Origin of the sequence: Burkholderia cenocepacia, from assembly GCF_900446215.1 — a bacterium.
GTDB lineage: Bacteria > Pseudomonadota > Gammaproteobacteria > Burkholderiales > Burkholderiaceae > Burkholderia > Burkholderia cenocepacia.
In genome coordinates, this window is sequence record NZ_UAQZ01000014.1 from 613,770 (window position 1) to 635,283 (window position 21,514).

Here is a 21,514-nt window from a genome sequence, read left to right on the forward strand (position 1 = left end):
CGGTGGGGCTGTTAACTTGCGCGGCGAGCTGTTAACCTCAGGCATCGGAACAACTGAGACCGAGGAGATGGCCAAGCCGATCATTGACGACGAACTGTGGACATTGATCGAGCCGTTATTGCCGCCACCCAAGCCGCGGCGCGAGAAAAACCCAGGCCGCCTGCCTGTTTCGAATCGCGCCGCGCTGACCGGCATCCTGTTCGTTCTCAAGACCGGACTGCGCTGGCGCGACCTGCCCGCCGAGATGGGCTGCGGCTCGGGCGTGACTTGCTGGCGACGGCTACGCGATTGGCAGGCTGCGGGCGTATGGGATCGCCTGCACGAATTGCTGCTTGCGAAGCTGCGAGCAGCAGACCAAATCGATTTCTCGCGAGCCGCAGTCGATTCCTCATCGATTCGCGCCGTTGGGGCGGGCCAAAAACTGGGCCAAACCCCACCGATCGCGCGCGACCAGGTTCTAAGCACCACATCGTCACCGACGCCAATGGCACGCCGCTCGCGGCGATCCTGACCGGCGCGAACGTTCACGATGTCACGCAGCTGCTGCCGCTGATCGATGCGATTCCGCCAATTCGTGGGTTGCGCGGCCACCCACTGCAGAGACCGCGCGTGGTCTACGCCGATCGCGGTTACGACTCTGAGCGGCATCGACGCGCGTTGCGCGATCGCGGTATCGAGCCGGTTATCGCCAAGCGCCGCACCGAACATGGCAGCGGCCTTGGAAAATATCGCTGGGTCGTTGAACGCACGCATGCCTGGCTGCATCACTTCCGTCGTCTCCGCATTCGTTTCGAGCGCCGTGCAGACATTCACGGCGCGTTCCTCAAACTCGGTTGCTGCCTGATCTGCTGGAATACCCTTCGGCGGGCCGACCAGTCTTTATGAAACCGTCTCTAAGACTGACGTAGAACGCGTGGCCGAAGAAGTCCTGACGGCGCTTATCCTCAGCTCGAGGCGCCAGATATAAACGGGAAACTTGACCGAGGACAAACAGGACGATGGCATCAATCAAAAAACAGACCTGAACCCAATCGTAGATTCTCGGGTACACGCTTTTGTCAAGCAGCAGCGACAGAATCGACAAGACCGCACCGACGTAAAACAGCCAGTCCGTCGCGGTATCGGCAAGCTCGACATCATCGAAATAGCGTTTTCGTATCGGGTCTGCGTTCGACATTTTTGTTTCAGAGAAAGCGTTCAATAAACCCGCAAGTCGTGTCGCGCTATGCCTGCCCGAAAGGTCCTCAAGCGGCCTCTCGTCCGACGCCATACCGTCGACGGGCGGCCGACGGTGGATGTTCACCACCGCCCGTCCATTTTCCCGTCGCCAGCCATTCCTCGAAATACCCCAGCCACTCGACGGCCCACGGAATGTACGTCTCCGACAACTTCATGCCTGTAGACCATTCCTGCGCCTTCGGCCACCACAGGCAGAGCTTTGTACCCCGCCCGTCGTGCGAGTAGGTATGCGGCAGCCGCTTGCCGTTTGCGAGAGCACTCAGGTCGGGCTCCAGTACCAAGAGATCCGGCACCTTGCGGCCGGCCTTCAGCCGAAGAAGGCATCGGTATCTGCGCGCATACGGTCCGGGGGAAACAACGAACACGAAGCGCAACTCCTTGCCGGAACACAAGGTAAATGAACTGTCCGCCAGCTGCAACGACGCGAGATCCAGTGCCCGCGCGGCAAGACTCGGTGGTGGCGGGACGCGTCGCATTCAATCACCGTAGAACGTGTGCGGCTTCGATCTGGCAATGACGGAAGACGGGGCCGCACCGCCGCCCAGGATTGCCACGCGCCCTGCTTTCCGGTCAGCTTCCCGCCGCGCGCGATCATCCCTCAGAATCTCTGCTCGCGCGCGCTCCCCGAAAACTGCGGCCACGACGCGAACGACAGCGTCCAGACCGGCATTTGTTTCGATCACGTCGACAAGCATGCGCAGATCCCGACAGATACGAGCATGCCACTGGTCAAATGCGCCTTGGCGCTCTCGCGTGTTCATGCTGCTTGCGAGGTTGTCGTAAGGCGACGACGGGTTTTGGAGGTACCAGACCTCCCCGCCGCCGAAATCGCGCTCCCGCGTAAAGTACTGCGGCATCGCCTCGACGATATCAAGCAAAAGATCCAGCGGCGTGGAATGGGGTTTCGGAGCCAGGTCGACATACGCTGCAGCCGCGAGCGTAGTGATGAATACGGACGAGGGTGCGAAGTCCTGGTGACCGGTAGTAGCCTTCCCGAACGCTACGTTCCGATGTAGTTTAAGCAGTTGTACCAGGCGGCTCAGCAATCGCTCGAAAACCTCGTCGGCCTTCGGAAGGGGCGAAATGGATTTGCGTACCGAGTCGGCCGCGAATATCAGATGCTTGACGGCGGTGAAGACCGGCGCAATCGCTGCTGCTTGTGCAAAGCTGCGGGTCAGCCCACGTGGATTCGTGGGTTCGTACGTCCGCAACTGGCGATCTGGGACACGGCCATGCGTGTCGCCGTACGCAGCCCAGGATAGCGGATCGTCGACAACCGGCGTGATATCCGCGAACATGCCGCCAGCATATTCAAGCGTAACGCACCGTTCCCAGCGCTTGACCTTCAGATTATGAGCGCTCGCATATCGTGACAGAACCGCGTGCAGGTGATTGATCAGCAACCCGGGACCACCGTCTCCACCGTATCTCGACATCGCACGCTGATCGAGCCGGGCGACCAGATCGATGTCGAAGCCTTCCCGCGATTCATCCGACGGCCTGAGCAACGTCCCGAGTGCCCTGGAGCCGTGGCCATGAATGTTCGTCGTCAGACCGGCGAACTCGTCACTTTCAGCTAGATACTCCGCGGTGCTGATGTACGAGGACTCGAGCGCCAGAAGTTGCGTTGACGTGGGTTCGTGCGAGCGCGCGATCGTATCGGCAAGGTGAAAAAATTGCGTCTCGGCACGGTACGAAAAGAAAGGCCGCCGTTGCGGCACCTGCGACGTTGCTCCGTGCCCCTCTTCCCGGCCACCGCCCAGGGAACTAATAGTCAGTGCTGGTGTACTCATTTCGCCGTCTCCCGCTCTCGAATTAGCGCTTATGTTTCGCGGGATCGACCAGGGTGTAGGTCTGGTGACGCCCGGGCGTATGCGGCAGCGGACGGCCTTTCACTCCCGTCACTTCGGTGCGAGTCGCGTTATTGCGGTACAGCCCCGAGGACAGTGCCGGCGTCCCCGGTTTCAGTGCTTTCGGCATGATGCTCTCCTTCCGCTCAAGAGCCTCGCGCCGAATCCGACCGTCGGATTCGCACGCGAAAAGGCGTTCGGTCTTCTTGCCTTTTCGGTTCGGAAGTCCGACAATGAAAATACTGGACTTCAGAATGACTGAAGTCAAGCATTTTTTTTATCGAATTTCCGAACATCATGCCAACTCTAGGCGAAAAGATCCGCACGTTGCGGAAACGGCAAGGGCTCACGCTTGATCAGCTGGCCCTTCAGGTCAGCGCGTCCAAGTCATCGATCTGGGAGCTGGAGAACAAGGAAAAGGCACGCCCGTCGGCTGACAGGATTGACGCGATCGCGCAAGCGCTCGGCGTCACCTCCGCGTTTCTGCTGGACGACACGCAAGCCGAGCCTTCCAGGAAGGTCGCCGACGAGGCGTTCTTCCGAAAGTATGAACAGCTAGACGAGCCCGTTAAACGGCAGCTCCAGGACATCCTCGAAGTTCTCGACCGGAAACGTGACTAATCAGCCTCTGTCGCCGCAGCGCGAAGCAATGAAGCTGGTGCAGCTTTGGCGGGCTGTACATGGCGAGGCATTTCCGATCCGGACTGGCGAACTGGCCATTGAATGGTCGCGGCAGGTATCGCCGGCTCGACCCATCGGCGAAGTTCTAGCCCGGGATCTCGATGGCTTTGAGGGCGGACTGTTCTGGTTGCCCAAGAGGGAAGAATGGGTGATTCTGCATGCCCCCAACGAAGACGCTCCCGGGCGGGCGAACTTCACCATCGGCCACGAGTTTGGTCACTACGTACTGCATCGCACTCGTGAGGAGGCGTTCCGCTGCTCGCAGAGCGCGACGCTCGGAGTGGCGGCAAAGGCTATTGAACGCGAAGCCGATTTGTTCGCCTCGTATCTGCTCATGCCGATTGATGATTTCCGGGACCAAGTGAAGGGCAAACACATTACCCTTAACGTTCTCGGCGAATGCGCCGCCCGATATGGGGTTTCTTTGACGGCGGCGATTCTGAAATGGATCGACTTCACCGAGCACTCCGCGATCATCGTTTTCGCGCGCGAAGGCATGCTTCACTGGTGGAAGGGCAGCACGAGTGCGAAGAAGTTCGGCTTCAACCATCTTCACGAAGGCATGGAACTACCGGTGCAATCGCTGGCGATGCAACCTCGCTCAGGGACCTTCGACGTCGACTCCCGCGACGGAATCGAGCATGAACGCGGAATCTGGTTTCCCGACACAAAAACTCGCGAGATGGTCGTGATTTCTGATCGTTACGACATGAGCATTTCCCTGCTGATGCTCGAAGGCGCGACGTGGGACGCCAGTGACGATGAGCTGCTGGCCCCACTCACCGGAACTCCCAGCTTCTGAGCAGCCCCATTCGTTGCCGTCAGCAATGCTGTGACTACCATCCCTCGTAATCATCGCGCTCTTCTGACCGTGCGCCCTGACCACCGCTCCGCCTCTTGAGCCCTTGATTATCGCTGAGCCGCCCAAATCTTCATACCTAAGGCAGACAACGCAAGTCACGCCGAATACGTCACGCTGCAGAAGAAGAACTCAAAGAGGTGTATATGGATTCAGCGCAGGACAAGATCACCGGCGAAATCGTCGAAGCCGAACAACTCTGGCTCATCCCCGAGGTCGACAAGGACCGGTACGTCTGCCGCGGATGTGGAATCAAGCTCACGCCCGCCGCTTATCGACCGGAGAATGTGGTCCGGCCATACTTCACTGCGCGAGACGGCGATCACAAGCTGGGGTGCGATGTCAATGGGGAGAAAAAGCTCGTCACCAAGGGCAAGAAGAATCGCGTAAGCACGCCGAAGGAAGGGTTTCCTGCGCCATATCCGTCGAAGCTCGTCCTGCGCGATCTCCGGGCAATCACGGGCGAACCGGGCGGCGGCGACAATGACGGAACGGGAGGCAGCGGCACCAGACGGAGGGGCGACGGCGAGCGCGGCACATCTACGTCGAACCGTCGCCGCGTCGCGAACACGATTCGCCGGATCTGTCGGACCTTCATCAATTTCCCGTACGATCGGGATCTCGAACTGGAAGTGCCTGGCATCGACGCGACGAAATATCTGTCCGTATTCAAGAAACTGAAATGGGACGAACTGGCTCGCTACCCGGACACCCGGATTTTCTATGCCGCGATTCGGTGGAGCAAGCCCTTAGAGACTGACGAATTTCTCGAAGTCACCGTTGACGCCGGCGAGCGCGATCAGGAAAAGCGGCTTGCGCGTGGTCACCGTGTTCGCGTCGAATGGGCTGACTGGAGCAAGGCGAAGCGCACATACGTGCGCAACGAAATCGAAGCCGCCCGCAAAGAGGCGATTGCAGCAAAAGACAAAGAGACGGTTTCAAAAAGGCCCGGTGGGGCTGTTAACTTGCGCGGCGAGCTGTTAACCTCAGGCATCGGAACAACTGAGACCGAGGAGATGGCCAAGCCGATCATTGACGACGAACTGTGGACATTGATCGAGCCGTTATTGCCGCCACCCAAGCCGCGGCGCGAGAAAAACCCAGGCCGCCTGCCTGTTTCGAATCGCGCCGCGCTGACCGGCATCCTGTTCGTTCTCAAGACCGGACTGCGCTGGCGCGACCTGCCCGCCGAGATGGGCTGCGGCTCGGGCGTGACTTGCTGGCGACGGCTACGCGATTGGCAGGCTGCGGGCGTATGGGATCGCCTGCACGAATTGCTGCTTGCGAAGCTGCGAGCAGCAGACCAAATCGATTTCTCGCGAGCCGCAGTCGATTCCTCATCGATTCGCGCCGTTGGGGCGGGCCAAAAACTGGGCCAAACCCCACCGATCGCGCGCGACCAGGTTCTAAGCACCACATCGTCACCGACGCCAATGGCACGCCGCTCGCGGCGATCCTGACCGGCGCGAACGTTCACGATGTCACGCAGCTGCTGCCGCTGATCGATGCGATTCCGCCAATTCGTGGGTTGCGCGGCCACCCACTGCAGAGACCGCGCGTGGTCTACGCCGATCGCGGTTACGACTCTGAGCGGCATCGACGCGCGTTGCGCGATCGCGGTATCGAGCCGGTTATCGCCAAGCGCCGCACCGAACATGGCAGCGGCCTTGGAAAATATCGCTGGGTCGTTGAACGCACGCATGCCTGGCTGCATCACTTCCGTCGTCTCCGCATTCGTTTCGAGCGCCGTGCAGACATTCACGGCGCGTTCCTCAAACTCGGTTGCTGCCTGATCTGCTGGAATACCCTTCGGCGGGCCGACCAGTCTTTATGAAACCGTCTCAAAGGCAACAAAGAAAAGGGTTACCTGTTCTTTGTAGGGGAGCAAGACAACGACGACGCGACGCTGTTCCGTGTCACCGATCACCGGCTGATCTGTTGCCTGGTCGACGAAATCACATACCCGACGTTGAGCAAACAGACCGGCTCACGCCCATCAAGAGTCGTGGCGTGAACCGCCAGCGCATCGGCGCGAGATACATGCAGAGCGCCGCCACGAGCGACTTCGCAACGGTACAAATTTGCTCCGTCACCGTACCGGCACGAAGCATCCCGGCGTACACGTTGCCCCCAGGGAGGTAGCGGGGGCGAATAGCGCCGCCGCCAACGCGATCGCCCACGTCATGCGCGGCATCGCGCCGGCGCTGCCGTCGCTCGTGTCCAGCGATTCGTCTGCGACAACCGCACACCGAAGCCTCCCGTTGCCTGACCTTGCGCCTTCAGTGCATGCCCAACAGTTCGTAGATTGCGCTTGCTGCGCCACCCCGAAGAGGCAGCCAACATCAGCGACGAAAGCACCATGGACCCAAGCCCGGATGAAGTGACCGCCAGGAGGCTGTTAATCACCTCCTGGCGGCCTTCGCAAGACATCATCTACTACACCCACTCGATTCATTGAGCCTGTTGTAGCCCGATTTATTCATTCTGGTCCTTATCCAGCTTACCCGTGTTCGCATCAGTCACGCCGTGCGACGAAGGTTCAATCAACTCGGTACTGGTCCCGCTCGCTTCCGAATCAACACGAGGACGACCTGAAGACGACTTCTTCGGCACTTGGCCCATGTCGAACGTTCGGATACGATCGGCACTCTTGAGCATCAGGTACTGCTCCGACTTGGCGAGATACACGAGGTTCTTACGCAGCGCTTCTCGCTTCTTCGTGTCCTTCCAGTCGATCTGCCCCACACCAACACCGTGGCCGCGCTTCTCGTAACTCTTCTTCAACTGAGCCCTGTTGCTGTTCCAGTAATCGCCCTTTCCTTCAGTGACTACGTTCGCCCAATACTCACCGATCAGCATGGCGATGTACTCGTCGTGGTTGTGCTCTGCCGAGTAGAACAAGATCACATGCAAATGCAACCCCGTGCCCTCGCCTTGTTCGATAGCCCATACGTAGTTCGCAATACCTGACATCAACGTGTTAAACCGACGAGCGGCGAAGAAGCGGTCACGATGCTGCTGGATCACTTCTGGCGTAATCCAACGGCGAAACTGAGGCTTGTAGCGCAGCGTCAACGCCAGGACCAACCAACGCGATCTACCGGTCTCTGCCGAGAACATCTCCTCTTCCAATGTCAATACGTTTGCCCTGTTCTTCTCAGCGTTTGCTTCTCTCAGTCGTTCACGCTCCCTGAATGCACGCGACTGACAACGCTCACGAATCTTCTCGATGAGCAGGTCGAACAGGTCCATGTATCGCATGCCATCAGCTCGTACGACGTCTCCCGGCTTATCGAAAGCAAAAGGATGCCGATCGCCGATCAAGCCCAGTTCCTTACAAACGTCGTAGAACACCTCTACGCGTGCCGTGTAGTGGTAGACCTCAGCGTAGCGCTCCAACCACTCGTTCACCAAACGATAGTAGCGTTTGCCAAAGTAGAGTTCACGGATGCGCTTGATACCGCTGTATCGAGCAGTCTCCTCAATGAACGAGCCTTTACGTCCCTTCTCGATTTCTTGAACGAACTTCTCAATGGCAAAGAGATAGCGGGAAGCGTAGCCTTTGTGAATGACCACTTGCCTACGTCCATCTATATCGATTTCTTCGAGGTTCATACGCTCATCGAGGCGAGCGATTACCTCCAGTGCTTCCTGGTCTTCATTAACGTTATTCATGGTCGAGTGATGATATGTCGTCACCCCGAGGGTGACATGGTTGATGTTCCGCCTCTTGTTCAGACTTAGCTGAGTAGCCTGCTAGCGAATCTCAGCTATACGAAGAGCAAGAGACGTTCTTTTTTAGTGTTGATCAGTCGATTACTTCTCGTTATTCCATCCGTTTCGTGCAGACGAGAGAGTGTCTTGTTACTCACGTCGCTTAGTCTATGGACAGCTCATGCTTGTGAGATGGATGCACCTTGTCTTTCGCATTGGAGCCGACGTAGATCTTTGACATGAATATCGCCATCTAATCATGATGAATCATTCAATTATTTTGATATTCCATAGGAAGCAAAAACCAAGCATCATCCAATCACACGAGAAACACGGCAATTTGATCACCCAAACCCGAGAGAACCACGGTTATTCACGATACTCCTCATATACATACTTACGCACGCAATAAAAAAGCATATGGAACATGGATATAGCGTGGTGCAGACGCCAATAGTCGAGAACAAAACCGCTCGCCAGGACTGCGCGCACGGCGATCTGATTAGGATTGCTTTTCCGTGCTGAGCGTGCTAGTAAGGCATCGATGCTCGGTGTGTTTCGCTGTCGTCCAAATTGGTAACGGTGGAAATTGACCGCGACTTCTGCGACTGTCGCGGAAGTCGCAACGGATTTGACGACCCAGCAAAAAAACGCCACCCGAAGGTGGCGTGTAATCAATAATAGTTCAACGAACCGAAGCGATATGCAATAAAGCCGATCATGACCTTATTAGTACCCTGATCCTTGAACACACTGATCGATCCTTGAGCCGTCAGAGCTTCAATCACTGGCTCTAGCGCGGCCTTAGACCGAAGATGGTTCGGACCATTTCGCAGCACGTGATTCTTGGCTACGCATTGCAATCCCGCTTTCCAGTAGTTGAGGAACAGGAACCGCTCTAACTCAGTCATGCTCTGCTGCATCGAGAATGCACTGAACTGCGGTGAGAACAATCGCTTGTACTCGTGCAAGTGCCAGTTCACGATCGCGACCGCATAGTTCAGCGTCGCTTTCGTAATCTTTCCCTGCTGCTTCGTGAAGTAATGAAGGATCGCAGCGACACGAGCAAGCATCTCATTCGCCTTGGATGCAAAGTCATGGACGTCGCTCAGGTACTTCCAAGGTTGGATTTGCTCCTCTAGGTTATTGAACAATCTCACCCATTCCGCTGCTGCCTCGGGGCTGAACTCAAGTATCTCGCGCTTCACTACACCTGACTTCCTTTGTGTAGCATAGCTATCCAGCAACTCCTTCAAACGAGTATGGAACGCGGGAAGCTCGCGCCATTCTTCATCGATGTAGTTGATGAATCGAAAACCTTGAGTAGATTGCGGTGCACCTACCAGGTATCGCGCCCAAAAGCCTGAACCGCGTGCAACGGCACCACGATCTTGCTGATATACATCGAGTACGGCATCTTGCACCATGAGGTTAACCGTGATGCGAGGCTGCCTGGCGATGATGCTACCGGTGCTAAGCCGATCGAACACCAGCAGCTTTGCACCATCCCAACCTTTGTTACGCAATCCTGGTCGGCTCATCAGGCCACCCTTGAGCACAACTTCACCTTCGTCTGTCGTGATGGCAATAGATCTGCCTTCACCCTCCAGACTCTTCATCAATGCTGGTTCAGTTGCAACCTGATGAATGAATCGGTGCGCTTGAGGTGGTGCCGGCTCGCTCTTGATATGCTCATCCAGCCGCTGACGTAGGACTTCGGTATCCTCCCCTTGCCGGATTGCCTTGGCGATCATGCTCCTGATTGTTGATTCGACGGTCTTCCAGTAGCGATGATCCGCCTTGTACTGGATCAGGTCTTGCTGATGTTGACCAATGCTTGCCTCGTCGTGCGCATAGATCGGCTCCCCAACGATCTTGTCAGTGGCAGTTTTCCGCTCCCCAGACTCAGCTTTGATCAGTATGTTTAGCGACACCGGAACGACTGCACCGAATGGAAGCTTGACATCGACTAGCCCTTGGCATGCAATCGACATTGTCGCAAGAAAAGATGTGGCGATGAGTGCATCCGGCGCCTTGATCTTTTCCATCACTTCGTATATCGCCTTCGCAATCTCTGACGGAAACACATAGATCGGATATGCAGGCGGATTATAAATTGCAATGGCATTCATCGTGAAATCTCAAAATAGTGGGGCGCCGAAGCGCCCCTAAATTAGTCAACCGTGTTCTGCGTGTGCTCTCACAAGCTCGTCCCATTTCTTCCTGAACGTGACCGGTGAGTATTTCGCTCCTAGCTTTTCGTAATGCTGGCGTATCTTGGACAAGCTCACGCCCGCATTGAATCGCTCCAGGGCTTTCAAGAAATGCTCTTTTAGAATCGCTTCTTTTTTAGTCTTATTTCCTGAGCTGAGTTCGTCCCAGCCACCATCAACCTCGATGGATTGGCTTTCCGAGCCCTCCTTCCCTGAAGCCGCATTCACTTGCCGAGTGAGCTGCTCTCGTTCAGTGAATGCATCTGCTATTGATTTCCTATCGTCGCTCATCTCTTATTCCCGATCTGGATTGGATTTCTTCTTGAGATAATTGGCCGTCGCTTCACCCAAGATGCGGGTTGCGCTACCAATCTTGAACGGCTTCGGAAGATCGCTTCCTTCGCGTTTCCACTCTTCGTAGATCCACGACTTGGATTTGGCGATGATTGAGCAAAATTGCTTGACACTCAGAACCGGTGGAATTTCATCCAACGTCATAAAACACCTTTCGTTTACATGGACGACAGCAGATCGCGCTAGAGCGCGTCAGTAGTGCTGCGTCGATTATTAAAGAGCGACGGTGTGGCCCAGCTACCATCCGTGAACCCCACCTGACCTGCCTGCATCGACCTGTGCTGTTCTGCACTGCACTGAATCGATGAGGCGATGGTAGAGACGCAGCTTCTCCAGGTCTGCACAGCCACTAAAATAAAAATTTGGGCACAAAAAAGCCCCTCATCGAGGGGCTTGGGGAAGATACGGAATGAGGCGTCAAGCCTTGCTCTGCCTAGGCTTGACGCAGTGCGGGAACCTTTCCGGCTCGTCGTCAAGCCATTGCTTGATGGTACGAGGGAGATTCTCCAGCTTCAAATGACACGATTCGACGTCATGAGAATGATTATCATTTAAATACGAGGCAACGGTGTCAATTGCAATCTGGGTCGACCCCCACCCTTCTTCCGGCGCCAGCGATTTCAGCAATTCAGCGACCTTTTCCTTCACCGGCTCTCGAAGAAGCCCCGTCGCGGTACCGCCAGTCCCTGCACGCTCCGTGAAGCGGCGGGTCGGGTCGACAATCAGCATCTCGTCACGTGACCAATAGACGCCCCGCTCCACACTCCGCGACGCCTGGTCCAAGTCACCCCTCGTCAATGCATCCGTCCCCTCGAGGACATAGGCCATCGCCATGACGGGCGCAAAAAAATGTGCGCCATATCCATAGCTAGCGATTGCTCTCACTGGAATTTCACTGCGAAATTCCAAATCTTCGGTCGAGCGTCCTGATTTCATCGCCTCTTTAAGTGCACCCAACCATTCCCGCCACTTCTCATCGAGTGAATGTGCTGAAATGTATTTATTGATGGATGCCTCAATAGCTCCCAGCTTTTCCTTCAACTCGGCAGGCGATTCAAGAGGACCGATACGCTTGCTCGGCGGTGGCTCTAGGTTCCAGCCTCCGTTTTCAGCTCGTGTACCTTCCATCGTCATCACGACGGGCTCTTCCCCCTTCTCTCGATACATCGTCACTGTCAACCTGAATCGGACAGCATCTGTATTTTTGAGAAGATCCCAAAGCACCTTGAGCTTCTTCTCGGCCTCCAACAAAAAAGCCGGCTTCTTGATTTTCACGTCAATCCCATGTCGTTAGTTCGATGCCCCTCGGTGCCCTCCCAGCTACAGTCGCATAGCAGCTAGTCAGTTGGTGTGCGCGCCAATATCTGCCTTGAGTTTTTCGAGGTAGTCGGCCCACTTCTGCATCATCGCTCGCCGTTCCTTGATGAATTTCGTCCGGTTGTACGCTTTGCCGAGATTGTCGGGAACCGCGTGGGCGAGCTGATGCTCGATTACCTCCGGCTTTTGCTCCAGTTCTTCATGAAGAATCGTGCGCGCCATCGCTCGGAAGCCGTGCCCCGTGATTTCGGTACGTGTGTCATAACCCAGTCGACGAAGGGCCGCATTGACAGCTGCATCGCTCATTGGACGCAGGGCTGAGCGAGCCCCTGGAAACACGTATCGTCCACTACCCGTCAGCGCATGAAGTTCTCGCAAAATCTGAATAGCCTGTTGGGCAAGCGGCACTAGATGCTCCGTCTTGGTCTTTGTCACGAGATAACGCCACTCGCCCTTATCCAAGTCAAATTGCGCCCATTCAGCCTTGCGGAGTTCGCCCGGTCGAGTGAAGAGCATGGGCGCCAGCTTAAGTGCACATAAGACCGGAAACGTGCCAGAGAAGCCATCAAACGCTCGCAACATGGCACCGACCTTCTCGGGATCGGTAATCGAAGCAAAGTGAGTGGTTTGAGCCGGCGGGATTGCGTCTGTCAGGTCGCGCGCCGCGTCGACCTTGCAGTACCCTTCCTTAATTCCATAGCGGAACACTCGGCTGATCTCGCTACGCACCTTGTGAGCGGTAAACCGGGCACCTCGGCTGTCGATGCGCTTGAGAACAGTCAGAACTTCAGGCGCATCGATTTCTGCTATCGGACGCTTGCCCAACCAAGGGAATACATCCTTGACGAATCGCGCCTTGGTTTTTCCCCACGAACCCGATGTGACGTAGGGCTTGCGCTCCTCCATCCAGCCCAGCGCAACTGCTTCGAACGAATTGGTTGCGGCAAGAAGCGCAGCTCGCTTTTCGGCCTTCTTCGCCTCACCGGGATCGACCCCTCCGGCAAGTGTCTTTCTCGCCTCATCTCGCTTCTCTCGCGCGGCGGCAAGCGGAACATCGGGGTAGACACCCAGGGCCAGACGCTTCTCCTTACCAGCAAAGCGATATTTGAATCGCCAGTATTTGCCCCCTGATGGAGACACTTCGAGATACATGCCGCCGCCATCGGCGAGGCGGTACGGCTTTTCGCGGGGAGAGGCCTTTCGGATAGTGACGTCAGTCAGCGGCATAGTGCACCTTACAGCCCCAAGGGGGCACTTTTTGTCAGGGGCATCAACCATCGACAAAGATTCCCCCGGAAGTGCCCCCGCATGCCCCCGGATTCACACGGGCTAGACTGGACAAATCAGGAATAAAAAAACCCGTGAAGCCTTATCCTATCACGGGTTTCTGGATTTCCAAGGATGGCCTTGGAAGGGTATTTGGTGCCGGGGACCGGACTCGAACCGGCAAGCCAGTTAAGGCGGCGGATTTTCGTCACACTGCTTCTTTCAAAGCCGGCGTCGCGTGCGCGAACCGTTCGTGCGCTGGACTATGCCTTCACCGTCGCGCGCGGGCGTGACCGCTGCCCGTGCGCCTTAGGCGCCCCCCGTCTAGTCTCTACACCTTCCTCGCGGATGCCGCGAGGCTTGGCTCGGCGTTGCCTCGATGCGCACATCAGGGGTTTCGCCGAATTTGAAGGGTTCTGCACCGACCGTTTCCGACCGGGCACTCAATCGTTTAAGTCCGCTATGTTTACCAATTTCATCACCCCGGCAAGAGGGCGGACGCGATTCTACCATTGCTTGCGCATGCGTTCCCTCATTCCGCCGCGCCGCATCGCGACACCGCTCATCGTCGCATTGCGTCTACCCGCGCATTCGACACCGATACGACACGGCCGACGATTTCGTCCCGCGCCGCAACATCCCCCGATACAATCGACCGCGCGTCGTCCGACGGCCCCAACCGTCTGACGTTTGTGTCGTGCTTGTCGCGAAACAAGCGTCGCGTGCGTCATCGCGAAGTCACAAACGTTTTCGATAATTCCCCGGCCGAAAACGTTTACATCGCGTTATTTCATGACCTCGACCATCAAGGACGTCGCTGCCCTCGCGGGCTTCTCGATCGCCACCGTCTCGCGTGCGATCAACGCGCCGCATACCGTCAGCCCCGCCACGCTGCAGACGATCCGCACCGCGATCGATACGCTGCAGTTCCGCCCGAGCCCGCTCGGCCGGCAACTGCGCGGCGAGCGCACGCGGCTCGTCGGCGCCGTCGTGCCGACGCTGTCGAACCCGGTGTTCGCCGACTGCCTGCAAGGCATCGACGCGCTCGCGACCGCGGCCGGTTTCAAGCTGATCCTGATGACGACCGAATACGACGCGGCGCGCGAGCGTCATGCGATCGAGACGCTGCGCGAGCAGCGCGTCGAAGGGCTGATCCTCACCGTCGCCGATGCGGACACACACCCGCTGCTCGACATGCTCGACCGCGACGGCTCGCACTACGTGCTGATGCACAACGACACGCAGCGCCGTCCGTCGGTGTCGGTCGACAACCGCCGCGCCGCGTACGACGGCGTGCAGCTGCTGACCGCGCGCGGCCATCGCCGCGTGCTGATGCTGGCCGGTTCGCTCGCCGCGTCGGATCGCGCCCGCCAGCGCCATCTCGGTTATGCGCAGGCACTCGAGGAAAGCGGCGTGGCCACGTTGCCGCCCGTCGAAGTCGACTTCAACGCGCCCGAGTTGCCCGATGCGGTGCTTGCGCATCTCACCGCGCACGCCACGCGGCCGACCGCCCTGTTCTGCAGCAACGACCTGCTCGCGATGGTCGTGATGCGCGGCCTGCGCCGCGCGGGCTTCTCGATCCCCGACGACCTGTCGGTGCTCGGCTTCGACGGCATCGCGATCGGCGAGTTGCTCGCGCCGCCGCTCGCGAGCGTCGCGACGCCGAACCGCGACATCGGCCGCCACGCATGGCAGCGTCTCGTCGAATCCATCGGCGGCGCGGCGATCGAGCGCACGTCGATGATCCTGCCGCACGCGGTGCGCGACGGTGCGACGATCGCACCGCCGGCCACCGAGCTGCAACTGCGCAAGGCGTGATCGCAGAACGCACGCGTCACGCCCGCCGATCACCCCGCTACCCCAGCGCTACCCCACTCGTCCGGAGACCCACCGTGTCCTTTCGCCTGACCTCGCTGCTGCGCGCGCTCGCCGCGCCGCTCGCCGTTGCCGCGCTCGTCGCCGGCGCCCCCGCGGCCCACGCCGACGAAACGGCGATCTGCTACAACTGCCCGCCCGAATGGGCCGACTGGGCCGCGCAGATCGCGGCGATCAAGCAGAAGACCGGCATCCGCGTGCCGTTCGACAACAAGAACTCCGGCCAGTCGATCGCGCAGCTGATCGCCGAGCAGAAAAGCCCGGTGGCCGACGTCGTCTACCTCGGCGTGTCGTCGGCGTTCCAGGCGAAGGACAAGGGCGTGATCGCGCCGTACAAGCCCGCGCACTGGAACGACATTCCCGCGAACCTGAAGGACCCGCAAGGCTACTGGTTCGCGATCCACTCGGGCACGCTCGGCTTCTTCGTGAACAAGGACGCACTGGACGGCAAGCCGGTGCCGCGCTCGTGGGCCGATCTGCTGAAGCCCGAATACAAGGGCATGGTCGGCTATCTCGATCCGTCGAGCGCGTTCGTCGGCTACGCGGGCGCGGTCGCCGTCAACCAGGCGCTCGGCGGCAGTCTCGACAACTTCAAGCCGGCGCTCGACTGGTTCCGCAAGCTGAAGGCGAACGCGCCGATCGTGCCGAAGCAGACGGCCTATGCGCGCGTGCTGTCCGGCGAGATTCCGATCCTGCTCGACTACGACTTCGACGCGTATCGCGCGAAATACAAGGACAACGCGAACGTCGAGTTCGTGATTCCGAAGGAAGGCACGATCGCGGTGCCGTACGTGATGAGCCTCGTGAAGGGTGCGCCGCACGATGCGAACGGCAAGAAGGTGCTCGATTTCGTGCTGTCCGACGAAGGCCAGAAGCTGTGGGCCAACGCGTACCTGCGTCCGGTGCGCGCACAGACGCTCGGCGCCGACGTCGCCGCGAAGTTCCTGCCGGCGAGCGAATACGCGCGGGCGAAGTCGGTCGACTTCGGCAAGATGGCGGCCGGGCAGCAGGCGTTCGGCCAGCAATACCTGCAGGTGATGCAGTAAGCGGCCGGCCCCACGTCATGCTCGACCTGACTTTTCCGCTGCGCTGGCGCGTCGCGCTCGTCGCGCCGGCGCTGGCGGTATTCGTCGCGTTCTGGCTGTTGCCGATGGCGTCGCTCGTGCAAGTGTCCGCCGACGGCGCGTTCTTCTCGCACTATGCGGCGCTGCTCGGCAATGCCCGCTACATGAAGAGCCTCGGCGAGACGGTCGCGCTGTCCGCGGGCGTCACGCTCGCGACGCTCGCGCTGTCGACGATCTCGGGCCTGCTGCTCGCGCGCCGCGAATTCGCCGGCAAGCGCGTGCTGCTCGCGCTGCTCACGTTTCCGCTCGCGTTCCCGGGTGTCGTCGTCGGCTTCATGGTGATCATGCTCGCCGGGCGCCAGGGGCTGATCGGCATGCTGTCGGCGAAGCTCACCGGCGACAAGTGGGTCTTCGCGTATTCGGTGGCGGGCCTGTTCATCGGCTACCTGTACTTCTCGATCCCGCGCGTGATCGTCACCGTGATCGCGGCCGCGTCGAAGCTCGACGCGTCGCTCGAGGAAGCCGCGCGTTCGCTCGGCGCGTCGCCGTGGCGCATCTTCGTCGACATCGTGCTGCCGGCGCTCGCGCCGGGCCTGATCGCGGCCGGCGCGATCTGCTTCGCGACCGCGATGGGCGCGTTCGGCACGGCGTTTACGCTCGCCACCGACCTGAACGTGTTGCCGATGACGATCTATACCGAATTCACGCTGAACGCGAACATCGCGACGGCGGCCGGGCTGTCGATCGTGCTCGGCATCGTCACCTGGGCCGTGCTCGCGCTCGCGCGGCGCTTCACCGGCCATACCGCCGCCGCCGCGGCCTGAGGATTTCCGCATGCCATCGCTTTCCGGCTCGTCCGCGCCCGCCCCGGCCCCTGTTCCGGCTTCCTTGCCCGCGAAGCCTGCCGCCCGCCACGCACCGCGCGTCGCGGGAGCACGCGCGATCGCCGCGCTGCAATGGGGCGTCACGCTGCTGCTGTGCGCGTTCCTGATCGTGCCCGTCGTGATGTCGGTGCTCGCGGGGCTGACCGTCAACTATTTCCGCGGCCTGTCGAGCGGCCTCACGCTGCGCTGGCTCGAGCAGGTGTGGCAGCAGTATCACGGCTCGGTCGCGCTGTCGCTCTACGTCGCGTTCGCGACGCTCGCGATCGTGCTCGCGGTCGGCGTGCCGGCCGGCTATGCGCTCGCGCGCAGCAAGCACCGCATCGCGCGTGCGATCGAGGAAGCGCTGGTGCTGCCGGTCGCGCTGCCGGGGCTTGCTTCGGCGCTCGCGCTGCTGGTCGTGTACGGCGGCTTCACCGCGTTCCGGATGAGCCTGTGGTTCATCGTCGTCGGCCACGTCGTGTTCACGCTGCCGTTCATGGTGCGCGCGGTCGCGGCCGTCGCGGCCGGCGCCGACCTGCGCACGCTCGAGGAAGGCGCGGCGAGCCTCGGCGCGTCGTTCGTCACGCGCTTCGTCACGATCGTGCTGCCGAACCTGCGGCCCGGCATCGTCGCGGGCGCGCTCGCGGTGCTCACGCTGTCGATCGGCGAATTCAACCTCACGTGGATGCTGCACACGCCCGACACCAAGACGCTGCCGGTCGGGCTCGCCGATACGTATGCGTCGCTGCGGCTCGAAGTCGGCAGCGCGTACACGATCCTGTTCCTGCTGATGACGCTGCCGCTGCTCGTCGCGATGCAGTGGCTCGGCGTCGATCCGTCCGGTACGCGCGCGCCGAAGCAGCGCCCGCGCTGATTTTTTCGCAAACATGAAACTCGATTCCACTCCCATCACCCTGACCGGCTGCGCGAAGACCTTCCGCGGCACACGCGTGCTCGAACCGCTCGACCTGTCGATCGGCGCCGGCGAAACGCTCGTGCTGCTCGGGCCGTCGGGCTGCGGCAAGACGACCACGCTGCGCCTGATCGCGGGCCTCGACACACCCGATGCCGGCGGCACCATCGCGTTCGGCGACGACGACGTCACCCTGCTTCCGATCGAGCGCCGGCAGGTCGGCATGGTGTTCCAGAACTACGCGCTGTTTCCGAACCTGACGGTGCGCGGCAACGTCGGCTACGGGCTGAAGATCCGCAAGACCGAGCCGCGTGCGTTGCGCGAACGCGTCGACGAGCTGCTCGCGATGATGCGGCTCGACGCGCACGCGGACAAACCGGTCGATCAACTGTCGGGCGGCCAGCGTCAGCGCGTCGCGCTGGCGCGCGCGCTCGCGGTGCGGCCGCGCGTGCTGCTGCTCGACGAACCGCTGACCGCGCTCGACGCGAAGCTGCGCGACGTGCTGCGCCGCGACATGAACACGCTGCTGCGCACGCTCGGCGTGACGACCGTCTACGTGACGCACGACCAGGCCGAAGCGATGGAACTCGGCGACCGGATCGTCGTGATGGGTGCGGGCCGCATCGAGCAGATCGGCACGCCGCGCGAGATCTACTACCGCCCCGCGAACCGCACGGTCGCACAGTTCATCGGCACGCTGAACCGGCTGGCGGGCCAGTGGCGCGACGGCGCGCTCGAAACGACCGGCGGCGTGATCGTCACGCCGCATGCGGCCGACGAATGGTTCTTCCGCCCCGAGGACGCGCAGCTCGCCGATCCCGCGCATGCGCCGCTGCGCGGCGCGGTCGGCGCGTGCGCGTTCCTCGGCGAGCGCACGCGCCTCACGATCGAGCATGCGGCACCCGACGCGCTCGTGATCGACGTGCCGGGCCGCATCGCGCTCGCACGCGGCACGGCGGTCGGCCTCGCGATCGCGCCGGAAGGTCTGATCGCGCTCGGCGCGTAAGGCGTCGATCGGGCATCATTCATGCAGCACCCCACGGCGGCGCACACCGCCGCGACAACAACCAGACGATTCCGAGGAACGACGATGCTGCTTGCTCAAATCAGCGATCTCCACATCAAGCGTCCGGGCCAGCTCGCGTACCGGCGCGTCGACACGGCGGCCGCGCTCGCGCGCTGCGTCGAGAAACTGAATGCACTCGTGCCGCGCCCCGACGCGGTGCTCGTCACCGGCGACCTGACCGACTTCGGCCACGATGAAGAGTACGGCAACCTGCGCGGGCTGCTCGCGGCGCTCGAGATTCCGTATTACCTGATGATCGGCAATCACGACGATCGCGCCGGATTGCGCCGCGCGTTCGCAGATCGCGCCGAGTTGCAGGACGGCGAATTCGTGCAATACGCGCTCGACGTCGGCGCGGTGCGCGTGCTCGCGCTCGATTCGCAGGTGCCGGGCGCGAGCCATGGCGACCTGTGCGACGCACGGCTCGCGTGGCTCGCCGCACAGCTCGACGCCGCACGCGAGCGGCCGGTGATCGTCGCGCTGCATCACCCGCCGTTCGTGTCGGGCATCGGCCACATGGACAAGCTGCGTCTCGCGCCCGCCGCCGCCGCGAAACTCGACGCGCTGCTGCGCGATCATCCGAACGTCGAGCGCGTACTGTGCGGTCACGTGCACCGCACGATGTTCACGCGCTTCGGCGGCACGCTCGTGTCCGCGGTGCCGTCGCCCGCGCACCAGGTCGCCTTCGACCTGCGGGCCGATGGGCCATCCGCGTTCCGGCTCGAACCGCCGGCGTTCGCGGTCCACCACCATGCACCCGATACGGGAATGACGTCGCATCACGTCTATGTGGACGAAGGCGCGGGGCCGTATCCGTTCTACGAGCCGACGGGCGAGCTGGTCGACTGACCACGCGACGCGCGGCGCGTGCCGTGACGGGCGGTAGCTGGCCCGTCGCGCCGGCTGCCGCCGGCAGGATTCACGTCGCTCCGGTATGATCGGCAGCCTCGACCGGCGCCCGGCTCGCCGGCGCACCTGATGCGTGCGCCGCTTGCCGCGCCGCCCAACTCCGTGCCTGCCGCCATGTCCACTTCCTCCACCGACCGTCCGACCGACGCCGCCTCGCCCCACTACTCGCGCAGCCTGCTGTTGCTGCTCGCGACGATCGCGGGCGTGTCGGTCGCGAACATCTACTACAACCAGCCGCTGCTCGACAGCTTCCGTTCGGCCTTTCCGGACGGCGCATCGTGGATCGGCGCGGTACCGACCGCGACGCAGCTGGGTTACGCGGCCGGCATGTTCCTGCTCGCGCCGCTCGGCGACCGTTTCGATCGCCGCGGGCTGATCCTGCTGCAGATCGCCGGGCTCTCGATCGCGCTGATCGTGGCGGCCGCCGCCCCGTCGCTGGCCGTGCTCGCGGTCGCCAGCCTCGCGATCGGCATCCTCGCGACCATCGCGCAGCAGGCCGTGCCGTTCGCCGCCGAAATCGCGCCGCCGGCCGAACGCGGCCACGCGGTCGGCACCGTGATGAGCGGCCTGCTGCTCGGCATCCTGCTCGCGCGTACCGCCGCCGGCTTCGTCGCCGAGTATTTCGGCTGGCGCGCGGTGTTCGCCGCGTCGGTCGCGGCGCTCGTCGCGCTCGCCGTCGTGATCGTGCTGCGGCTGCCGCGCAGCTCGCCGACGTCGACGCTGTCGTACGGCAAGCTGCTCGGCTCGATGTGGCATCTGGCCGTCGAACTGCGCGGGCTGCGCGAGGCGTCGCTGACGGGCGCCGCGCTGTTCGCGGCGTTCAGCGCGTTCTGGCCGGTGCTCACGCTGCTGCTCGCCGGCGCGCCGTTCCATCTCGGCCCGCAGGCGGCCGGCCTGTTCGGGATCGTCGGCGCCGCGGGCGCGCTCGCCGCGCCGTATGCGGGCCGCTTCGCGGACCGGCGCGGCCCGCGCGCGATCATCTCGCTCGCGATCGCGCTGCTCGCGCTGTCGTTCGTGATCTTCGCGCTGTCGGGATCGAGCCTCGTCGGGCTCGTGATCGGCGTGATCGTGCTGGACGTGGGCGTACAGGCCGCGCAGATCTCGAACCAGTCGCGCATCTATGCGCTGAAGCCCGAGGCGCGCAGCCGCGTCAACACGGTGTACATGGTGTGCTATTTCATCGGCGGCGCGCTCGGCTCGTCGGCCGGCGTCGCCGCATGGCGCGCGTTCGGCTGGACCGGCATGTGCGCGGCCGGCCTGCTGTTTACGGCGCTCGCCGGCTGGTTCCACCATCGCGGCGGCCGGCGCGGCTGAGCGCGACCGGCCACGGC

At 61.2% G+C, this 21,514-nt stretch carries 21 protein-coding genes; 11 read left to right on the forward strand and 10 right to left on the reverse strand.

Annotated features, from left to right (window positions below; all coding sequences use genetic code 11):
- Positions 1–67 precede the first annotated feature (67 nt).
- Positions 68–885, forward strand: a protein-coding gene (locus tag DTA15_RS29520; protein ID WP_085964347.1) for an IS5-like element IS402 family transposase whose coding sequence is annotated in 2 segments (ribosomal slippage) — positions 68–416 and positions 416–885 — 819 coding nt in all. Because the reading frame shifts where the segments join, the coding sequence is not laid out codon by codon here.
- Here the strand turns inward: DTA15_RS29520 and DTA15_RS29525 are convergent.
- The 4 genes from DTA15_RS29525 to DTA15_RS38735 form a co-directional block, all read right to left on the reverse strand.
- The gene (locus tag DTA15_RS29525) at positions 824–1,177 is read right to left on the reverse strand and encodes a hypothetical protein (RefSeq protein ID WP_006481844.1); all 354 of its coding nucleotides are present in this window, start codon (positions 1,175–1,177) and stop codon (positions 824–826) included. The genes DTA15_RS29520 and DTA15_RS29525 overlap by 62 nt on opposite strands.
- A 67-nt stretch (positions 1,178–1,244) precedes the next feature.
- Positions 1,245–1,715 carry a type II CBASS E2 protein gene (locus tag DTA15_RS29530; protein ID WP_012492462.1) on the reverse strand — a complete coding sequence of 157 codons (471 nt, stop codon included), beginning with the start codon at positions 1,713–1,715 and terminating at the stop codon, positions 1,245–1,247.
- The gene (locus DTA15_RS29535) at positions 1,716–3,032 is read right to left on the reverse strand and encodes a nucleotidyltransferase domain-containing protein (protein WP_006481816.1); all 1,317 of its coding nucleotides are present in this window, start codon (positions 3,030–3,032) and stop codon (positions 1,716–1,718) included. It lies immediately after the preceding gene.
- 22 nt (positions 3,033–3,054) lie between these two features.
- Positions 3,055–3,219 carry a hypothetical protein gene (locus DTA15_RS38735; RefSeq protein WP_006481809.1) on the reverse strand — a complete coding sequence of 55 codons (165 nt, stop codon included), beginning with the start codon at positions 3,217–3,219 and terminating at the stop codon, positions 3,055–3,057.
- 167 nt (positions 3,220–3,386) lie between these two features.
- Here DTA15_RS38735 and DTA15_RS29540 point away from each other — a divergent pair, with 167 nt between their 5' ends.
- The 3 genes from DTA15_RS29540 to DTA15_RS29555 all read left to right on the forward strand — a co-directional run bounded on the left by DTA15_RS29540 (position 3,387) and on the right by DTA15_RS29555 (position 6,463).
- The gene (locus tag DTA15_RS29540; RefSeq protein ID WP_006481786.1) at positions 3,387–3,710 is read left to right on the forward strand and encodes a helix-turn-helix domain-containing protein; all 324 of its coding nucleotides are present in this window, start codon (positions 3,387–3,389) and stop codon (positions 3,708–3,710) included.
- A gap of 28 nt (positions 3,711–3,738) precedes the next feature.
- Positions 3,739–4,572, forward strand: coding sequence for an ImmA/IrrE family metallo-endopeptidase (locus tag DTA15_RS29545; protein ID WP_227743233.1), 834 nt, complete (start codon positions 3,739–3,741; stop codon positions 4,570–4,572).
- A gap of 1,073 nt (positions 4,573–5,645) precedes the next feature.
- Positions 5,646–6,463, forward strand: a protein-coding gene (locus DTA15_RS29555; RefSeq protein WP_085964347.1) for an IS5-like element IS402 family transposase whose coding sequence is annotated in 2 segments (ribosomal slippage) — positions 5,646–5,994 and positions 5,994–6,463 — 819 coding nt in all. Because the reading frame shifts where the segments join, the coding sequence is not laid out codon by codon here.
- A 641-nt stretch (positions 6,464–7,104) separates the two neighbouring features.
- Here DTA15_RS29555 and DTA15_RS29560 read toward each other — a convergent pair.
- The 6 genes from DTA15_RS29560 to DTA15_RS29585 form a co-directional block, all read right to left on the reverse strand.
- Positions 7,105–8,304 carry a YagK/YfjJ domain-containing protein gene (locus tag DTA15_RS29560; protein WP_012492458.1) on the reverse strand — a complete coding sequence of 400 codons (1,200 nt, stop codon included), beginning with the start codon at positions 8,302–8,304 and terminating at the stop codon, positions 7,105–7,107.
- Positions 8,305–9,017: 713 nt separating this feature from the next.
- A complete protein-coding gene (locus tag DTA15_RS29565; protein ID WP_006481815.1) occupies positions 9,018–10,475 on the reverse strand; it encodes a YfjI family protein in 1,458 nt (485 codons plus the stop codon).
- A 45-nt stretch (positions 10,476–10,520) separates the two neighbouring features.
- Positions 10,521–10,847, reverse strand: a complete 327-nt coding sequence (locus tag DTA15_RS29570) for a hypothetical protein (RefSeq protein WP_012492456.1) — start codon at positions 10,845–10,847, stop codon at positions 10,521–10,523.
- A gap of 3 nt (positions 10,848–10,850) precedes the next feature.
- A complete protein-coding gene (locus DTA15_RS29575) occupies positions 10,851–11,054 on the reverse strand; it encodes a helix-turn-helix transcriptional regulator (protein WP_006481798.1) in 204 nt (67 codons plus the stop codon).
- A 273-nt stretch (positions 11,055–11,327) separates the two neighbouring features.
- Positions 11,328–12,185: a hypothetical protein gene (locus DTA15_RS29580; RefSeq protein WP_006481795.1), complete on the reverse strand. Its 858-nt coding sequence runs from the start codon at positions 12,183–12,185 to the stop codon at positions 11,328–11,330.
- 66 nt (positions 12,186–12,251) lie between these two features.
- Positions 12,252–13,454 (reverse strand): tyrosine-type recombinase/integrase, encoded by a 1,203-nt coding sequence (locus DTA15_RS29585; RefSeq protein WP_012492455.1) that lies wholly within the window; start codon positions 13,452–13,454, stop codon positions 12,252–12,254.
- 831 nt (positions 13,455–14,285) lie between these two features.
- Between DTA15_RS29585 and DTA15_RS29600 the strand changes: the two genes are divergently transcribed.
- The 7 genes from DTA15_RS29600 (at position 14,286) to DTA15_RS29630 (ending at position 21,497) form a co-directional block, all read left to right on the forward strand.
- A complete protein-coding gene (locus DTA15_RS29600) occupies positions 14,286–15,311 on the forward strand; it encodes a LacI family DNA-binding transcriptional regulator (RefSeq protein WP_006481818.1) in 1,026 nt (341 codons plus the stop codon).
- A 74-nt stretch (positions 15,312–15,385) separates the two neighbouring features.
- Complete coding sequence (locus DTA15_RS29605; protein ID WP_006481822.1) at positions 15,386–16,414, forward strand: ABC transporter substrate-binding protein; 1,029 nt, start codon at positions 15,386–15,388, stop codon at positions 16,412–16,414.
- Positions 16,415–16,431: 17 nt separating this feature from the next.
- Positions 16,432–17,256, forward strand: a complete 825-nt coding sequence (locus tag DTA15_RS29610) for an ABC transporter permease (protein WP_006481841.1) — start codon at positions 16,432–16,434, stop codon at positions 17,254–17,256.
- Positions 17,257–17,266: 10 nt separating this feature from the next.
- Positions 17,267–18,169, forward strand: a complete 903-nt coding sequence (locus tag DTA15_RS29615) for an ABC transporter permease (RefSeq protein ID WP_006481771.1) — start codon at positions 17,267–17,269, stop codon at positions 18,167–18,169.
- 13 nt (positions 18,170–18,182) lie between these two features.
- The gene (locus tag DTA15_RS29620) at positions 18,183–19,214 is read left to right on the forward strand and encodes an ABC transporter ATP-binding protein (RefSeq protein WP_006481773.1); all 1,032 of its coding nucleotides are present in this window, start codon (positions 18,183–18,185) and stop codon (positions 19,212–19,214) included.
- An 84-nt stretch (positions 19,215–19,298) separates the two neighbouring features.
- A complete protein-coding gene (locus DTA15_RS29625) occupies positions 19,299–20,123 on the forward strand; it encodes a phosphodiesterase (RefSeq protein ID WP_006481828.1) in 825 nt (274 codons plus the stop codon).
- A 174-nt stretch (positions 20,124–20,297) separates the two neighbouring features.
- On the forward strand, positions 20,298–21,497 hold the full coding sequence (locus tag DTA15_RS29630; protein ID WP_012492453.1) for an MFS transporter: 1,200 nt from the start codon (positions 20,298–20,300) through the stop codon (positions 21,495–21,497).
- The last annotated feature ends 17 nt before the right edge of the window (positions 21,498–21,514 follow it).